The sequence below is a fragment of the Mangrovibacterium lignilyticum genome (assembly GCF_010882175.1).
Lineage (GTDB): Bacteria > Bacteroidota > Bacteroidia > Bacteroidales > Prolixibacteraceae > Mangrovibacterium > Mangrovibacterium lignilyticum.
In genome coordinates this window covers 1,828,221-1,844,841 of record NZ_WKLH01000001.1, presented here as the reverse complement: position 1 = coordinate 1,844,841, position 16,621 = coordinate 1,828,221, and the positions used below count along the sequence as shown (strand labels likewise).

The 16,621-nt window shown below is 45.0% G+C and carries 14 protein-coding genes; 5 read left to right on the top strand and 9 right to left on the bottom strand.

The window, feature by feature from the left end; translation table 11 throughout:
* Positions 1–886 precede the first annotated feature (886 nt).
* From GJV22_RS07375 to GJV22_RS07365, 4 genes are all read left to right on the top strand, one after another.
* On the top strand, positions 887–1,612 hold the full coding sequence (locus GJV22_RS07375) for a hypothetical protein (protein ID WP_163710865.1): 726 nt from the start codon (positions 887–889) through the stop codon (positions 1,610–1,612).
* 550 nt (positions 1,613–2,162) lie between these two features.
* The gene (locus GJV22_RS07370; RefSeq protein WP_163710862.1) at positions 2,163–2,906 is read left to right on the top strand and encodes a hypothetical protein; all 744 of its coding nucleotides are present in this window, start codon (positions 2,163–2,165) and stop codon (positions 2,904–2,906) included.
* A 137-nt stretch (positions 2,907–3,043) separates the two neighbouring features.
* Positions 3,044–3,178 carry a hypothetical protein gene (locus GJV22_RS22305; protein WP_262888209.1) on the top strand — a complete coding sequence of 45 codons (135 nt, stop codon included), beginning with the start codon at positions 3,044–3,046 and terminating at the stop codon, positions 3,176–3,178.
* Between the two features lie 549 nt (positions 3,179–3,727).
* Entirely contained in the window at positions 3,728–4,528 is an 801-nt protein-coding gene (locus GJV22_RS07365; RefSeq protein ID WP_163710860.1) for an SOS response-associated peptidase, read from the top strand.
* A 250-nt stretch (positions 4,529–4,778) separates the two neighbouring features.
* Here the strand turns inward: GJV22_RS07365 and GJV22_RS07360 are convergent, their stop codons facing one another.
* The 7 genes from GJV22_RS07360 to GJV22_RS07330 form a co-directional block, all read right to left on the bottom strand.
* Positions 4,779–5,792 (bottom strand): PD-(D/E)XK motif protein, encoded by a 1,014-nt coding sequence (locus tag GJV22_RS07360; protein WP_163710858.1) that lies wholly within the window; start codon positions 5,790–5,792, stop codon positions 4,779–4,781.
* Positions 5,792–8,464, bottom strand: a complete 2,673-nt coding sequence (locus GJV22_RS07355; protein WP_163710855.1) for a Z1 domain-containing protein — start codon at positions 8,462–8,464, stop codon at positions 5,792–5,794. The genes GJV22_RS07360 and GJV22_RS07355 overlap by 1 nt, the downstream gene beginning before the upstream one ends.
* On the bottom strand, positions 8,465–10,069 hold the full coding sequence (locus tag GJV22_RS07350; RefSeq protein ID WP_163710852.1) for an ATP-binding protein: 1,605 nt from the start codon (positions 10,067–10,069) through the stop codon (positions 8,465–8,467).
* The gene (locus tag GJV22_RS07345) at positions 10,066–11,619 is read right to left on the bottom strand and encodes a DNA cytosine methyltransferase (protein ID WP_163710849.1); all 1,554 of its coding nucleotides are present in this window, start codon (positions 11,617–11,619) and stop codon (positions 10,066–10,068) included. Before GJV22_RS07345 ends, GJV22_RS07350 begins: the two co-directional genes overlap by 4 nt.
* 200 nt (positions 11,620–11,819) lie before the next feature.
* Positions 11,820–12,230 (bottom strand): very short patch repair endonuclease, encoded by a 411-nt coding sequence (locus GJV22_RS07340; RefSeq protein ID WP_163710847.1) that lies wholly within the window; start codon positions 12,228–12,230, stop codon positions 11,820–11,822.
* Positions 12,231–12,403: 173 nt separating this feature from the next.
* Entirely contained in the window at positions 12,404–12,901 is a 498-nt protein-coding gene (locus tag GJV22_RS07335; protein WP_163710845.1) for a hypothetical protein, read from the bottom strand.
* A 189-nt stretch (positions 12,902–13,090) separates the two neighbouring features.
* Positions 13,091–14,290 (bottom strand): DUF438 domain-containing protein, encoded by a 1,200-nt coding sequence (locus GJV22_RS07330; RefSeq protein ID WP_163710842.1) that lies wholly within the window; start codon positions 14,288–14,290, stop codon positions 13,091–13,093.
* Between the two features lie 148 nt (positions 14,291–14,438).
* On the opposite strand from GJV22_RS07330, the gene GJV22_RS07325 reads away from it, so the two are divergent.
* Entirely contained in the window at positions 14,439–14,981 is a 543-nt protein-coding gene (locus GJV22_RS07325; RefSeq protein WP_205461763.1) for a CHRD domain-containing protein, read from the top strand.
* Positions 14,982–15,204: 223 nt separating this feature from the next.
* On the opposite strand, the gene panD is transcribed toward GJV22_RS07325, so the two are convergent.
* Both panD and panC read right to left on the bottom strand, forming a co-directional pair.
* Positions 15,205–15,555 (bottom strand): aspartate 1-decarboxylase, encoded by a 351-nt coding sequence (panD, locus tag GJV22_RS07320; protein ID WP_163710839.1) that lies wholly within the window; start codon positions 15,553–15,555, stop codon positions 15,205–15,207.
* 73 nt (positions 15,556–15,628) lie between these two features.
* Positions 15,629–16,540 carry a pantoate--beta-alanine ligase gene (panC, locus tag GJV22_RS07315; RefSeq protein WP_238480295.1) on the bottom strand — a complete coding sequence of 304 codons (912 nt, stop codon included), beginning with the start codon at positions 16,538–16,540 and terminating at the stop codon, positions 15,629–15,631.
* Positions 16,541–16,621: the final 81 nt, after the last annotated feature.

Sequence of the window (16,621 nt, the reverse complement as noted above, 5' to 3'; positions counted from 1 at the left end):
AAAGTAATGGTTTTGGAACAAAAAGTATGCGATCGGGCTTGCTGTTTGAAGTTGCTTAGCGGTTTCGAACCGCTTAGCAACTGCTTCGATGAGGTTTTCACTTTCACTCCGGGGGGGGTGGAATGTTTGTAGCCCCGGCTTGAAAGAATGCATATGATTTAAAGTGCACCGGAGATGTAGCTTGGTGTGTTTGTTTGCCTGCGCCGCATCGAGGTGGTGTTCATTGTAGCACTGATTTTCTTTCTGTCCTTAGGCCCCGCCTGTATAGTCGGGCTGCTTTTTACTTTCTTCCTGCAGCCGCAGAAAGTAAACAAAGAAGACCGCCGCTGGATGAAAAAGAGCTAAAAACAGATTTCGGGCGCTAAAATTGTTCAAACTCCTCACCGGCGTTCGCCGGTTCGTCAAACAGGCCCAATTTTTTAACGCTCCCTCCATCCGTTTTTTTGACGCTCTTTTTCATTAAGCGGATTGGCGCTTCGATCGGGTTTTTCCGATTACCCCGGCGGGGTGGAATTTTGGTAGCCCCGGCTTGAAAGAATGCATATGATTTAAAGTGCACCGGAGATGTAGCACGGTGTGCTTGGTTGCATCCGCCGCATGGTCATGCTGCTGTCTTTCGCAGAATTCGCCTGATTCCACCCGATGCTCATACCGGAAACCTTATTTATGTTGATTCTAAACAAAATGTGCCATATCTTGTATACTGATAAGCTGGAATTAGTGTATTTGTTTTAAGCCATTTATAAGTTATATCTTCCCGTTACCGACGGTTCTCGGTTGAAACCGGTCCTGATCATATTGATCATGAAACTCTTCTATGCTGCTACAGCTGCAGGCTGCAGACAGTATTTCTTTCACTCTGAATAAGCTTACTAAACAGTATTTTATGTCAAGAAAATTTCCATGCAGTGGCTTGGCGATGTTGATTGCAGCATCGACGCTGGCCGAGAATTTTGAACAGGAAAAAGCTGCGTTTGTCGCAGAAAGCCCGTATTACAGCGATCCGTATATCGTTAATTATAAAACAGCTATTGATTTGATTTTGACCACCGTGTTCGGAATCGATGTTAAGGGTGGTCAGAAGACAGCCACCAGGCAGGTGAACCATATTGCTCTCAACTCGAAAGAAGATCTGGGTATGGTGCGTGATCAGATTGCCCGCGGTTTCCGTAATGATCCCGATACGCGCGACTCCTTGCTCGATGCCCTGGGCTTCACATCGGCCTGGGAATCGGCCAGTAAAAACAACCAGGAAGGTGTTCTGGCGCTGTTGCTGAAGTTCCGGAACAACCTGGGGCCGGAAGCCCGTGCGGCGATGGAGGCCAAGGGGGTAAGCCCTGTCCGGATCGATCATATTCTGGCCAATGCATCGGCGCTGAACAAGGCCAATATTGATCAGGAAGCCTTAAAGTCCAGCTCGAAAGAGGATACCGGCCAGGTGAATGCACAGCTGAATGAGATCTACGATCAAGCGGTGGATATTTGCAAGATTGGTCATCGCTTGTTTAAAGGTGATGAATTGAAGCAGGAGAAGTTCGTCTTCAAGAAAATCCTGGAGAACCAGAGCACGTCAGCCGGAGAGGAGTATCCCGAAGAAGAATCCGTTGGCTAGATCGCCCGTTGGTGTAAAACGGTCACCGATCTGCGCCTTGCAGCAACTCGAAAACGCCGGAACTTTTGTTTGCCGGCGTTTTTTGTGGCTTCCCGCTGCCGGCCGGTTCGTGTCCCCGCTCAAAGAGCAGCTTGCCCGGCGGAGAAAGTTCGCGGTTTCCCCGGCTTGATAAGCAGTTTGCAGGAGACAGTCATCGTGCTGTACCAAACAGTTACTGTGCCGGATCAGGCAGTAAGTTTGCTGCGACAGACCGTAACTAAGCCGGGGTAAACCGTAGCTCAGTTGTACCCGACAGTTGCCGTGCCGGGGTAAACAGTGATGATGCCGGGGCAAACAGTAACCCGCCTGGGGTAAACAGTTGCTAAGCTGGGGTAAACAGTAACCCCGCTGGGGCAGACAGTTGTTAAGCTGGGGCAGACAGTGATCGTCCCGGGCTAAACAGTAACGATGCTGCGCCTTTTAGCTGTCGTGGCCCGGCAGGTTGTAAGTTCCGGTTGCCGGGCATTTCAGGAGTTAGAGAACCAAAATTAGAACCATTAACCCTCCATTTATGTGTTTGTTTTTAAACGGAGTCGAATCTTACGATAAGATTAAACTGGCGATCGATTTGCTCACGCCGTTTTCGATTTTGCTGGCTTTTATTGCCTACCGAACGAACCGCAAGCGGCATTATTTTGATGCCATTCAAGCTTGTCAGAAACGCTACCTCAATATTGTTCAGCAACAACAGCAGCTCGATCTGCAGCAGGGTGCTGCACCTCCGGGGCCGCATTACCATGCCAATCACCTGGTGCTTTTTCGCGACCACATGGGACTGGTGTGCGAAGAGATTACTTACATCAGGCAGGGCATGTTGCCGCGTTTTGTGGCTCTTTCGTGGCTGAGTGCCATGGCCTCGCGGGTGCCTTTTTTTGTTGAAGGGCGATGGGTGAATGCCAGGCTGATGGAACGAGGCGAGAATAAGGTGCTGGTCGAGCAGTCGAGCGAAATCATGCTGGCAACTTTCCGGAGCTTTGAGCTGTTGTCGGAACTGTTTTCGGAAGAACGGTACCGCGATGATTTGTGTTTTTATGCGACCGACGGCGACCAGCTGATGCTGCGGCAACGCTTTGCCCGCATGATGTACCGCCGCATTCGACGCAGCCGGCGGAACTGGCGAAAACAGCTGAAATTTGGCTTTAACCGCTGGCTCCACCGCAGTCCGCGCTCCCTACCCATACCGGTTGCTCTTGGTGTTGCCTTGCTTTACCTGTTGCTGTGTATCGCGCCGCTGTTGGTGTGTTGCGTGCTTTGAGCCGGGAAAGGTGCGTTGGAGGCGGTCGCTTATCGGTTTGCTTGTTTGTGGTTTTTGACTCACCCCAAGCTCGCTGCGCTTGCTTCGCCCCTCCCTACCGGTAGAGAGGGGACCGGTTTTCATAAAATCATGATTTTATGAAAATCAGGGGTGAGTTAGTGGGTGTGCATTATAACTCGTACAGCTTGCACCAACGGTGCATGAGCAACAGGGCAGGGCAACGCCCTGTTAACGGATTGTTGGCTGTTCAGCCAAGCCCTGAAAGGGCGTAAGCCTGTCGGTTATTTTCCCGGGGATGTTTGTGTACGGGCTGTTGCCCCTTCAGGGCAAATGGTTTCACCCTATTCCGGTTCCTACGGCGATGCCGCAGGCTGTTGCTTGAAGCCCTTTGGGCTTTGGGGTAGAGTCAGGACCGGTTGTATTGGTCTGCAGGATTGTATTCAAATCGGGGGCAGGTTTATTCGTTGTGTGCCGTTTCTGACCGTTTTGATTTGCGTTTGGTAATTGGTGTTGGAGGTCGGCGCTAAGCGGTTTCGAAACCGCTTAGCGCCTTGCTTGTTTGTGGTTTTTAACTCACCCCCAAGCTCGCTGCGCCTCGCTCTACCGGTAGAGCGGGGACTGGTTGGATCAATCCGCAGGATTGGTACAAGTCAGGGGTGAGTTGGTTTGCCGAAACAAAAACGACTACCCCTCAAACTCATTCACGCGATATCTTCCCGGTCGTCAGTCGGTTAAACCTTTGCTTCTGACGGATTGTTCCTTTAAGTAACCGGTTATTCCGGAGGAAAGTGAAACAATCATCTGACTAAATTTTCAGGCCTATGTGTTACGATGTTCGCGCGAGGTTGTTGACCCAGTTAAACCGGGCGATTGCCGTCAACAATAAAAAGAAGATAGAGGAAATAGCCGGGAAGCTGAAGGAAATGGGAGCCGACGATTTATTTCACCGCTCGGGCTTTGAGCACCCCGCTATGCTGATTTATACGCAAGAGCATCCGGACAACCCGGTGGTGGCCCGCTGGGGATTTGTGCCCGAAAGCACCAAAGACACTGAGAAGCAGCTTTATGTCTGGAACAAAACGCTGAATGCCCGTGGCGAGGACATGTTCGAAACCTGGTCGTACAAAAACGCTGCTCGCAACAAGCGCTGCCTGATTTGTATTGACGGTTTTTTCGAGCATTATCATTTCAAGGGCAAAACCTTTCCGTATTACATCTACGCGGACGACGGGCAGCCCCTCACCCTGGGCGGTCTGTGGTCGGACTGGGAAAACCGGGAATCCGGCGAGCTGATGACCACCTTCTCGATTGTCACCACCGAGGGAAACGACTTGCTGGCCCGCATCCACAACAACCCGAAGTTGGAAGGGCCGCGGATGCCGTTAATACTGCCCGAACAAGCTCAAGACGAATGGTTGTCGCTGGAAGTGAAAACCGAAGCCGAGCGGAAGCGCATCCTGGAGCTGATCCGTCCCAACCGGAAGCGCGACCTGCAAGCCCATACCGTTCAGCGTATCCGTGGAAAGGAAGCTGTGAGCAACAACCCCAAAGCCGACCAAAAATTGACCTACCCCGAACTGGCCAAAAAGGAAAATGAGGACAACTCGCCGACGCTGTTCTAATGGCGCTAACTGGTAAGTATTTGTGGCCAACTGCATGGTTGATCTTGACTCAGCCCGTCAATCGCAGTGCTTGTGCCGGCCCTCTCTAGCGGTAGAGCGGGGAAGAGTTTGGTGGGCTGGTTTGAAACTTGGATCGCTCGAATGCATTTGCCATTCAGAGGCAATAAGCAATCAAAGAATAGATTCGAAGATTATAAAGATGCCTAAGTTAACGAAATTGTACATGGTCTAACAGACTTGAAACTTAAGATTAAAAGAAATACTCACCCCACCTCAAGTCATCAATTTTAATGCCTGTCATACCGTTCAAGGAGATTTTATAGTTGACACCACTTACTCTCTCATCTAAACGTTGATTGAGTATTTCTGAAGTCAATTTTGGGAATGTCTCGTTTACCTCGAAAAACATTGAATCAATTAGTTCTAAATTATATCGGTCATAAATATCGTTGTGAAGAGGAGAATAACCTGCTTCTGCAAGAAGGTTATTGAAAGCGACTGCGAGGTCTGGTTTCTTCGGAAAATAGTCCTGTTTAATCTTTTTGATCAGATAATTTAGATTGTATTCTGTTGGAAATTCGGTCTTGTTGAAGGAACAAGATACCAGACCCAGTCTTTTTTTAGGGTAAGATTTTAGTTGGTCAACCCCGTTTATTAAATGAATGCGATTCTCCTTTGTTGTACCTTTTACTTCAATCGACCAAGCTGAGAAATTGAAATCATGCCTTTCGTTGAGGGGACCTCGCCAACACTTTAATGCATTTGTTGAATTTATTAGGCAAAGGCGATCCAAAACTAATAACTCACTTATTAAACCTAGTTGTTCTGTCTCAGAAAGAGCGTTACTCTTTTGTTTGGACCAAAAGGACAACCAATTGGTTATAACCATGGTGACGGCATCTTTTGGGGAGGCGTTTTTAACAAGAACTTCTTCTGATATTTCAGTAACTATTTGGGTAAATTCTTCAAGATATCCAGATATGCTGCAACATAAGTCTATGAATTGGCTTTGGGGTCCATTCGCGAACTGATAGTTGGTGACCTGAATTTGTAGTCCATTTACATTCGGATTTTCAACGTATGGCAATTGTAGATTTGACGTTGCAATCGCAAAATGATAATAACCGAGTTTGTCTTTGAAGATATGAAGACCAGAATCTTTTTCTTCTGTCATTGCAAGCCAAATAGTTTTGTACCCTTTAGCTGGATCCCCATTTTGATCTAGGATATCCCATGTAGATGAGGATAATTTTTTAAAGTCCATTATTGTCCAATGTAGTTGTCTGGTTCGTAGTTGCTTGATGGTAGAACAATGCCGATGGCCAAAACATCGACTTTTTCCGTTTCAATAAATCGGAAAAGATCAATCCTTTCATCAAAATTAGGATTCTCTTTAAACATTCTTGCTTCACTATTTTTCCAAATTGGATAAAGAAGTAGGAGTGGATTTTGAGGACTTCTTCCGTCATATGGAGAAGTAGCATTTTCTTCTAAATCGATGCGCAAATGTTCAGGATCAGTTAAAACACCAATATTATAACCTTTACTTGTGTGCTTCCTGCTACGTTGTATTGTGTTTATGCGTAGTCCTCCAAAATTAGTCGGTGTATTATTTGGTTGGGGTGTCGCATTTCCAACGACGGCGACACTCCATTCAGTTAACTCTGAGTCATTGAGGCGTCGAAAGATGTAGGAGAGCAATCCTTCTGCGTCTAAGCCGGGGCCTCCTGTACTTTCTTTACTTGCAAAGGTGTATCGATTTAAGAAACTTTCAAGGACTCTTTCTCCATCAATTTTCCCTTTTGCAAGATATACGCCTGTATCGTCAACGTTATTGAATCCGCAGTCATTATTGATATCTTGTATGAATACTTTTCCTAACATTAAATTTGCGCGTAAGGCTTCAGGTTTATCAAGCGGGAACCAAATCGTCTGATTCAAAGATTTGCTAAATGAAGTTTGTCTTCTTCGTCCTGCACCTATCTTATTTGGAGAAGTTACACTTAGAGTTCTGTGATCTCTTATTGCAACTGCCATTTTCATAGGAGTTAATTTGTCCTCTTCATATCGATAGATCTCACTTCGAAGTTCCTCCTCTACTAATGCAAGGTGTTCAAAGAACTCCCAAATTACCTCCGTAGTGTGTACTCTTGTCAGATCTTGGTAACCGTGTCTGTAACCGAACCACCTCGCCATTTGTAGTAGAGTGTCGTATTGTCTACTTGCTCTTAGGTAGTAACTAACCATTAATCCTTCTAGAGTAAGTCCACGAGACAATTGATTTCCCCCAATCGCGATTACTTTAATTTCTTCATTAGTGGTATAGTCCAAAATATCATCTGATGAACTATTGAGCTCAATCACTTGAATTGCAGACAGTACATTTCCCAATTCTTCCCAAATGAAGTTAAACTCGGGAATTGGGTTATTGCAATCCAATTCTGAGTTTATTGTATCACAATCATTAGTAAACAGTTCCCACTCTTCCTGTAACTCTGTTTTCAATTGCGTGTTGGATGATTTATTACCGTATCTACCTGTTAGGTCACTTATATATCCAGTTATAATCTCGGCGAGGACTCCATGCGTATTAATTCGTTGAGAAATATGCACCAACATGCTCATAGGCTTCATTCTGTCATTTCTCAAATTTCTCACTGCACATCCAAATAGGAATTGATCGACTGCATTCGCCAAGTTGGCAGTAATTGTTCCATACCTTATTAATTCATTTCCTTCATCCGGAATTTGTTGAACAAATCTGTTAGATAAGTCGCCTTTGAAAATGCTGGACGCTCCAAAATACCCAGAAGGTCTTGGTAGAGAAACAATGAAGTTGTTTGGATACAGATCATCTGTGTCTGTCATATTTATCAAGACGTTGGCAAAGGGTGTTGCTGTGTAGCCTACATAAGTTTTACGAGAAAACAGTCCTAATAAGTCTCGGATTCTCTGATTTGTAGTAGTAGGATCAGAGTCGGGGTCGTTTGCGTTTCCATTAACAGAAGCTTGATCTGCCTCGTCGTCAATTATTAACAGCGGCATTCTGGACCTGTTTTCGTTATTTGATTGACTAATGTAGGCGATCAATCTTTCAAGTACTTTCACATTCTTTTTAATGATAGCAATTGTTGGCGTTGATCTATTACAAAGGGAATCAAATGGATCTACATTAATGGTGTCGAACTCACCCAAGTCATTAATAATAATTTGGCCGTTCCTTGATGTTCTTTTCCTCAGTCGCCCAGTGGTGATTCGATTCCACCGTTTGATATCAGAAGGTTCGTCAATGAAGGAATCATCAAGATTCATATCATTCATCCCAGTTAATTCCTTGTCGAGCCTAATTTGCGTTTGCCGTCTAAGGATACTGTGAATCCCAGATAGAACAACGATAAACTTGTATCCGGAGTCAGCAGCTTTTGCAATTAATGCCGTGAAATTTGCAGTTTTTCCGCTTTGAACAAAACCAACAACGAGTCCTTTGAAGTTAAATTCCTTCCGTCTTGGATTCGATAACATTTTCATTATGGAGTGTGTTGCTCCGTCAATTGATTGAACTACTTCTCCTGCACTTTCAGCTCCATACTTTCTTGTTAACTCTTTTGAAAGGAAATTTTCGAGTCTTTTCCAGTAATAACTTCCTAATGCATCATCGTTATTTTCGAGCCACTCATCATACCATTCCTCATGGTCTCTTGGGTCAGATACTATTGATACTGGCACCAAAACTGCACCATCGTGAGAACGTTTATATCGGACATGAGTTAAAAATTCTTTTTCTATGGCTAACTTATTGTCATCTTGAATGGGTTCTCTCGTAATAGGGTGTGAGAGATCTCTAAATTCCTTATCCAAATCGAAGTTACTTTCACCAAAGTGTTCGAAACGATCTATCAGGTTTTGAATTAGTTGTTGAATGTGCCGATCTTCCATTTAGACAATTTTTTCTTTTACTAATTTTTCTAAGGTCGATGAGAATACAGTCTTGTATGTTTCAAATAAATTCACATTTTGTTGGTTCCTATTATAGAGTTCTCCAAAGGCGAGAGAGAATATCAAGGCATCCACTGCTTCTGTGACTTGTTTGTCAACCCCTTTTTTATACATCTGAGTGTAGAAGGGGTGTGAGGAATTAATTATGACTTTAAATTTGTTATAAGGATCACACACTAGTTTCCACAATTGTCCATTTTCAATATGATCAGAAACGATCTCATAGTCTTTGCTACTTCCGTATTTAAGGAATTCATTCAATTTATTGGAAAGCCAGGAGCCATTGGAATTATGGACCTCCACAAAGCCGCTGTTATCTTTACCAGGCTTAGTATGTATTTTATTTTCTGTCAGAATATTTCTAGAGACTTGTTCAAACTTGTTGTTATTTCTAAGCTTATTTTCAACTTTATTTTTTTCTGGCTCTTTTCTATATTTAGATTGAGCTTGCTTAACTACTAATGGATTTACTTTGGTCTTTAAATGTTGGAATAACAGCTCAGGAAACTCAACTTTATTCTTATTTACAGTTATTTTAAATTCATCATCCAATTCTGGATCTACGTCTATACTCAATCGAGCAAGCTTATCGTGTTCGTCCTTTGATTTAGTTCCATGCCATCCACCAAAGCGGATTAATCGATTGGCTCTGTATATGTAGTATCCTTGTGCATCATTCCATGACAACAGCCCTTTTGCTTCTCTCCATGCCTTGTCCGACGAAAAATTATCCTTGCTAGGTAGCACATATGCTTTCATCAGAATCGGATTGTTGTAGTTTTTTATGTATAGATGAGAAAGCGTATGGTTTAAGGGCACCAGTTTTGTGGCGTTTTCTATGACACAAAAGGGATCCCATGGCGTGAGTGGTCTGTCTTTGTTGACGATTATTGCAACGTTTCGTGCATCTTCAAAGTTCCTGTCTAGAAACCGATGAAACACCATTCGGAGGTGCAGTTTTAAACTTTCTGTCTTGCGAAAGAGATAGTTTCTAGCGAGTTTGGGGCTTATATGGGAGTTGTATTCACTATTTATTCCAAAAACGTCGTCCCAAAGTACGATGGTTCCTTGTTTGCCAAGGCTCAACCCTTCTTTAAAAAGTATTTGGTTAATATCATTTTCTTCCAATTCCAGTAAAATCCAATCTCTCTTTTCTTTTACATGAGCCATGTTCCATCTATAACCAACTATTTCCGAGTTTTTGGTTTTCGATAAAACTGTTAAAATATTACAATGGGCTAAAGAAGCAGTTTTCATTCCGAAGCCAAATTTTCCAAGAGAACCTGTTTCATAATAGGAATCAGCTCCAATTCTCATAGCTTCCTCAAGCTCGACAGCTGTCATTCCAACTCCATCGTCCTTGATTCTTACAACGAGTTCAAATTCAAAATTGCGGTCAAACGTGATCTCTATTCTATTTGAACCTACGCTGTCTGTTACTGAGTTATCTAAGATATCGGCAATTGAGGAGTTGATGTCGTATCCTAAACTTCTCAAGGCTTTAAATGTTTTCGCCGCTCCGGGTATACTTCTTTTTTCTTTCATAAATACTGGAAAATATCTTTTACAATTTCAGCTAGTTGTTTCGCCAAATATGGAGGGACAGCATTCCCTACTTGATGGTATTGCTGGGTTCGTGTGCCACAGAACAGATAATTGTCAGGGAAAGTCTGTATGCGTGCCGCTTCTCTAACGGTGAGGCTTCGACACTGTTCGGGGTCATAATGAATAAAGTAGTGCCCGTCTTTCGAGATATGACTTGTTACTGTTGTTGCCGGTTGTTCAGGGCGTTGTGTCCGGAAACGATCTGCAAATTTTCCCCCTTTGGCATTTTTGTGATTCGGGAGAAGCCAGTCCGGATAGTCTCTTAGCTTTGGAAAATCACTATTTTTCTTCAGGTAAAGCGATGAAAAAAGGTATCGAGCCAAATCTTCTTTCAGGTGTGTTCGAGTTTCATGGTTTAAGACTCCTCCAAGACGCGAGTCATGATACCAGTCTTTCAGTGGGTTTTCCACCTCAATAAGGTCAGTTTTTGTGAAATTCGATCCTGTTTGAAGTTGTACATTTTTCACCGAATATGCAACGTCTAGTTCTTTTGAAACTTTCTTCGAATAACCGGTTACTGCTTTTTCCCAGTTTTTCCAGCTGTCGGGTATTGCTTTGTATTTGTTTTTCCCTTTTGCGTTTTCACCGCAAATTTCCCGGCCGATACCGCTTCTAAGTTTGGGTAATTCACCAATTACATCTTTCAATTTACGTTTCGGGGTTTCCTTTAAAGGTTGGAAGTTATCAAGAACAATGTCATCACGTACTCCTAATAAAATAACGCGATGCCTGTTTTGGGGAACGCCAAACCTTTCCGTTTTAATCAGGTAGTCCTCGTCTTTTGTGTAAATTGGGTCTCCGCCCTTCGATTTATAAGGTTCCTTGACGAAGGAATATATACGATATTTTGGAGAGTTTTTCCCGGGGAAAACACGTGATGGGTTTTTCAGGTCACTTTTTATCCAGTCAAAAATCCGATTTCCATCCAGTTTGGCTGATAACAAGCCCTTTACATTCTCCATGACAAATATTGCAGGATGGTGTACGGCTATTATTCTTAAGTATTCGCGGTACAGGAATACCCGGTGATCTTCTTCCGAAATTCCTCTGTTTCTTGATCGGCCAACCAATGAATAGGCCTGGCAGGGAGGTCCTCCAATAAGAACCCAGTTTCTTTCTCCGTTCAACGCGGTGGAGATCCTTTCATCAACCTTTTCGGGAGGAAAGTTGTCGTCTCCAAGCGTACATTGCCATGCCTCATTTTTTATTATTTGAGCCTCCGTTGGAAACTTCGCAAATAGCGCTTCCCTTTGTTCTTTGTCTTTGGCAGGATTGTAGTTTTTTACAAATTCGTAGTACTCGTCAGGTGCTTCCCCTAAAGGAAATTGCCTAAAGAAACTTCTTAATTCAAGCGTTTTATGGGCGTGTTTATCTTTTTCAATCGAAAGCTTTATATCAAATACTCTCTCATTGTTTTCATCAAAAACATTAGAAAAACCTTCTCCTAAACCTCCCGGTCCGGCAAATATGTCAATTACTGGTATTGGCATCGAGTATATAGAAATCAGATGTTAAAATAAATTTTATTCTTGCGCTTATTCCTTTTGGATGAAGGAATTTGTCCCCACGTAAAGTTAAGTCTAAATTAACTTAATTTTATCTTAAACAAAAGGGACAGACAATGCTAAATCAGATGTTTATAGAGAAGGGGTGCTGTAATGGCTAATGATGAGTGAGTTAGTATTCTTGTTTAAATTGAATCTATTAAACTATTGAGAGTTTTTTTAAGTAGTTTTCCCTTCAATTCACACTGCCAAACAGTAATGACTTTCCACCCCTGCACGTTTAGCAAAATTTCGGCTTCGCGGTCGCGGCGTTGGGTGCCTTTAATTTTATCGAGCCACCATTCTGTTCGGGTTTTGGGAAGTACAAAATATTTACAGCCTTTATGGCCGTGCCAAAAGCAACCGTTAATAAAGATTACGGTTTTGTATTTGGGAAGTACGATATCGGGTTTTCCCGGGAGGGATTTTACATTGAGCCGGTAACGAAAGCCATGCGCAAACAGATACTTCCGCACCAGCAGTTCGGGTTTGGTATCCTTCGCCCGGATTCGGCTCATATTATAGCTGCGCGTTTGCTTGTTGTGTACATCGGCCATATCGTAAAGTTAGGGAAAAGCTGGCAAGCATTCACGGAGGACGGTGACTGAACATTAAGATTCCTCGTCTCAATTCAGGCTGTTGGTAATTTCCTGCGACACCTCCACCATACCGCGGTGGTTGCCGTCCTGCTCCGGGATGACTATGGCGGAAAGGCCTATCGGTGGTCGCCCTAGAAGTTGATCTTTAGGCTTAGCCCAAGTGTTGACGATTGATTGGATCCCCACTTTACCGAAGGATTATTTCCGAAACAGGCGGTTGTTCCGAGTCGAACAAGCGCCAGTTCGATATTTTTCTTTCGGTTGGCATTGGCTACCATTAATGGTACTCCAACGGCAAGGAAAGGGACTACCCCCAGAACAATCTCGGTGGTACCCCCAATCGCGTTGGCAAATTCCTCAAACAAATTATTATCCTTGTTTGATTTACTAACGTCGATAATACCTTCAATAATTAGTGCTGTCCCTATTCCGGTTATTGCTGCGCCTATCCAGGTGTTACGTTTTGCTTTGTGTAAAGCATGGCTTAACTGTACTTCCGTTAACTCGTTCATCTCAGTTACACCGTATTTTTTATACCATTGGGCCTGCACATTGCCTGTGAAAAGGAGGAATAACAGACCGGCTAAAAACAGGGGGGCGATGAGCCGAAAGGAGCTGGGCTTTTTCATACGCTGGTGAATTTAAGTTTTGGTACGGTGAAGGGCGATCGTGTGTTACAGCAAGCGGAAGGACGGGTTATTAGTCTTCGGGTAGAGCGTGCGCAATTGGGATGGCGCCTGCTCGTGTGCTTTTTGGACAAGGGCCTCCGATCCATTCGGGGGATCAAGGCAACTGTCTGCTGCGAGTGATAACAGGGACTACTCGTCCTCCCAATCCAGCAAGCGTTGCTCGCCGCTGAGTTGTTGGATGCCGGTAATTTCCTGCGACACCTCGACCACACCTTTGTAGGTTCCGGCTTCGTCGCGCAGGGCAAAGTACTGGATGAGCAGGCGTTCGCCTTTCATGGTAATCCAGAAGCTGGCCACATCCCGGCGTCCGTCGCGGAAAGCCTGTACAATTTTTTCGACCACATGCACACTCTCTTTGGGGTGGCAGTTGTGCACATCGCGGCCAATAATGGCTTTGGTGCGCGGGAAGATCCGCTTTTTCGGGGTGGAGAAATACTGCACCTTGTCGTGCTCGTCGACAAAAGTAATGTCGACCGGCAGGTGGTTAAACAGCAACTTAATTTGTTCGAGGCTTAGCTGGCCGCTTCCCAGGTCGAGGGTTCCGTCGGTGTGTTCCGCCGGCTGGCTGCTTTGGGTGGGTGCCTCGGGTTGGTAGAAGGGGAAGCCGATTTCGAGGCTTTCAGATAGCAGGGCCTGCAGCTCGCGCTCGGGAACCGTGTCGGCCACCAGCGGGTAGAGGATACGTTCTTCGCGAAAACGGATGGCCGACATGTTGAAAAAGAAATCGCCGGTACAGCGGTTAAAGGTTGCCAGGTCGGTATCGGGACTTTCGAGCAGGGCGATGGCCTGTTTCAGGTTGCGGCGAATATCGTCGTGGAAGGACCACATGACCGACAGGCAGCGGAACTCGGGCAGGTGCTTTTCGATGACCGGGAACAGCAGGTTCTCCTTAATGAAGTAGTAGCTCGAAAACGGTTCGAGCCCGTGCAGCTGGCCGATCACCTGCTGCTTGATCGCGGTGTCGCCGGGAGCCTGGTTCAGCGCTTTGATGCCCGGTTTCAGTGCAGTGAGCTTTTCCAGCATCAGGCGGTTGTTTTCCTGCAGCACCCCCAGATAACTGTTGGCCGGCGGCGGCGTGTAGGGGTAATCGGCAATGGGCTTGTGCAGCAGGTTCAGCAGTTTGTTAATGCCCTTCTTCAACTCGGGCATGGGAATATTCTCCTTTACCAGCTCATCGACCAGGTAAACCACATCGGAGGGAATGCACAAGTTGATGATGCCGCGGTATTCGTGGTACAGGGATTTCACATTTTCGCTCACCAGGATAGCCCTGAACAGGGTCGTTAGCTTTTGCAGGCGCTTCGCCTTGTGGTTGGTAAATTCTGACATTCGTATCGGTTTAGCTGTGACCCTTAAAGTTAATGAAAAGCGGGGAACGGTCGGCACGAATGGTTTAACGGATTGATTTGTCTTTTATTTGAAACTTCGTTCAGATTGCGCTCGTTAAATCTTTATTATACACCAAAACGAGGGGATTATGAAAAATGTTTATTTGATTTTGATTGTTCTCGGGATGCTGGTACTGGGTGCCTGTAACAGCATTGTTCCCGATGAGCAGGAGCTCGCAAACTTAAAAGGAGCTCCGATGGTGATGAACTTTACAGCTCATTTAAGCGGTGACGAGGAAGTGCCGGCCAATGAGTCGATGGCAGTGGGCGAGGCTGTTTTCCAGTTGAGTAAGGACGGGATGGAGCTGTCGTATAAATTAATTGTGGCCAAGCTGGATAATATCCGGATGTCGCATATTCATCTGGCTCCGGCCGGAGCAAACGGAGGCGTGGTGGTTTGGTTGTATCCGTCGGCTCCACCTGCTGTTACCATACCCGGAACCAGCAATGGGATTTTGGCTATGGGTGTTATCACGGCTGATAACCTGACGGGTGCGTTAGCCGGTCAACCGCTGTGGAGCCTGGTTGAAGAGCTGCAAATGGGCGGCGCCTATGTGAATGTTCATACCGACCAGTATCCGGGCGGCGAAATTCGCGGCCAGATTATGTACGGCCCCGGTAACGCCAAATAGGCGGGCTGCGTCTTTTTTTCATTGTGATTCCCTACAACCCCAAAATCAAACAGAGATCAGATATCCTCTCATTTCGGTTATGCTATCCGGAGTGGGAGGTTTTTTTGTAGAATTTACTGAACGGCTTCGAACCGCTTGGCAAATGCTTCGAGCTGATCGGTCCTTCCGGCTACAAAAAAACCCGAAGCGAATGCCTCGGGTTTGTCTATGATTTTGGGTGTGCTTACACAATCTTGTTCGTTTCCGTATCGGGGAAGACCAATTGCGGTTTGAAGCTTTTGGCTTCTTCAAAGTCCATGGTGGCATACGAAATAATGATGACCACATCGCCCACAGCTACTTTACGGGCAGCCGGGCCATTCAGACAAATTACCCCTGAGTTGCGTTCCCCTTTAATGACGTAAGTTTCCAATCGTTCCCCATTGTTGATGTTTACGATTTGCACTTTTTCATTCTCGATGAGGTTGGCTGCATCCATCAAATCTTCATCAATGGTAATGCTTCCCACATACTGCAAGTTGGCCTCAGTAACGGTTACTTTGTGAATTTTCGATTTACAAACTTCAATATACATTTCGTTCTCCTTTAAGGTCGGTGACCAGTCTTGTTTTCATTGCCGGGAGTTGACCGGCTTGTTGTGTTTTCTGTTACGCTATAACAATGTTGTCAATCAGTCGAACCTCACCACAAAAAACAGCTACGCATGCCACTTTGTTTACCGGTTCGGTCCATTGTTCAACAGATCCGAGATCTGTATCATTCACGATTTCAAAGTACTCAGTTTGCAGGTAAGGGTTGGCGTTCAGCTTTTCCACCACCTGTGTCTTAAGTTCTTCTACGCTGAAGTTTTTGGCATTGTTGCTGGCTTCGCGCAGTGTTTTATAAATGACTGCCGCGTTCTCGCGTTGTTCCGGGCTAAGCCTTTCGTTTCGTGAACTCATGGCCAAACCACTGGCTTCGCGAATGATGGGACAGGCAATTATTTCGACCGGCAAAGTTAGTTGTTTTACCATTGCTTTCACAATTACCAGTTGTTGAAAGTCTTTTTGGCCGAAAAAAGCCTTGTCGGGCGCAACGATTTCGAGGAATTTGCTGACCACTTGTGCGACACCGTTGAAGTGTCCGGGGCGGAACTGACCTTCCATCACCTGTTCCAGCTGGCCAAAGTTAAACCGGCGGGTATCAGGTTCGGGGTACATGGTTTCCACTGTTGGGGCAAAAACAACGCAACACGGACTGTGTTCCAGTAATTCCAGGTCAGCTTGGAGCGTTCGCGGATATTTTTCCAGATCTTTTGGATCATTAAACTGGGTGGGGTTCACGAAGATACTCACCACTACAAAGTCGGATTGTCGGCCGGCTTCTTGTACCAAAGACAAGTGTCCCCGGTGCAGCGCGCCCATCGTAGGAACAAATCCAATTGATTTGCCGTCAGCCTTTTGAGCTGCGATCAGCGCTTTTAAATCCCTTATTTCATGAATAACCAACATGGGTAAAAAATTAGCACGCAAAATAAATAAATTAATCGGTACGATGTCCCAATGATTTGTTGGTTTCATTCAAATTCCTTGTGTGAAGGCAGTTTTAATTGAATATTAGCTATATTTTTATTAATTTTGCCGACATCAATTTCAGCATAT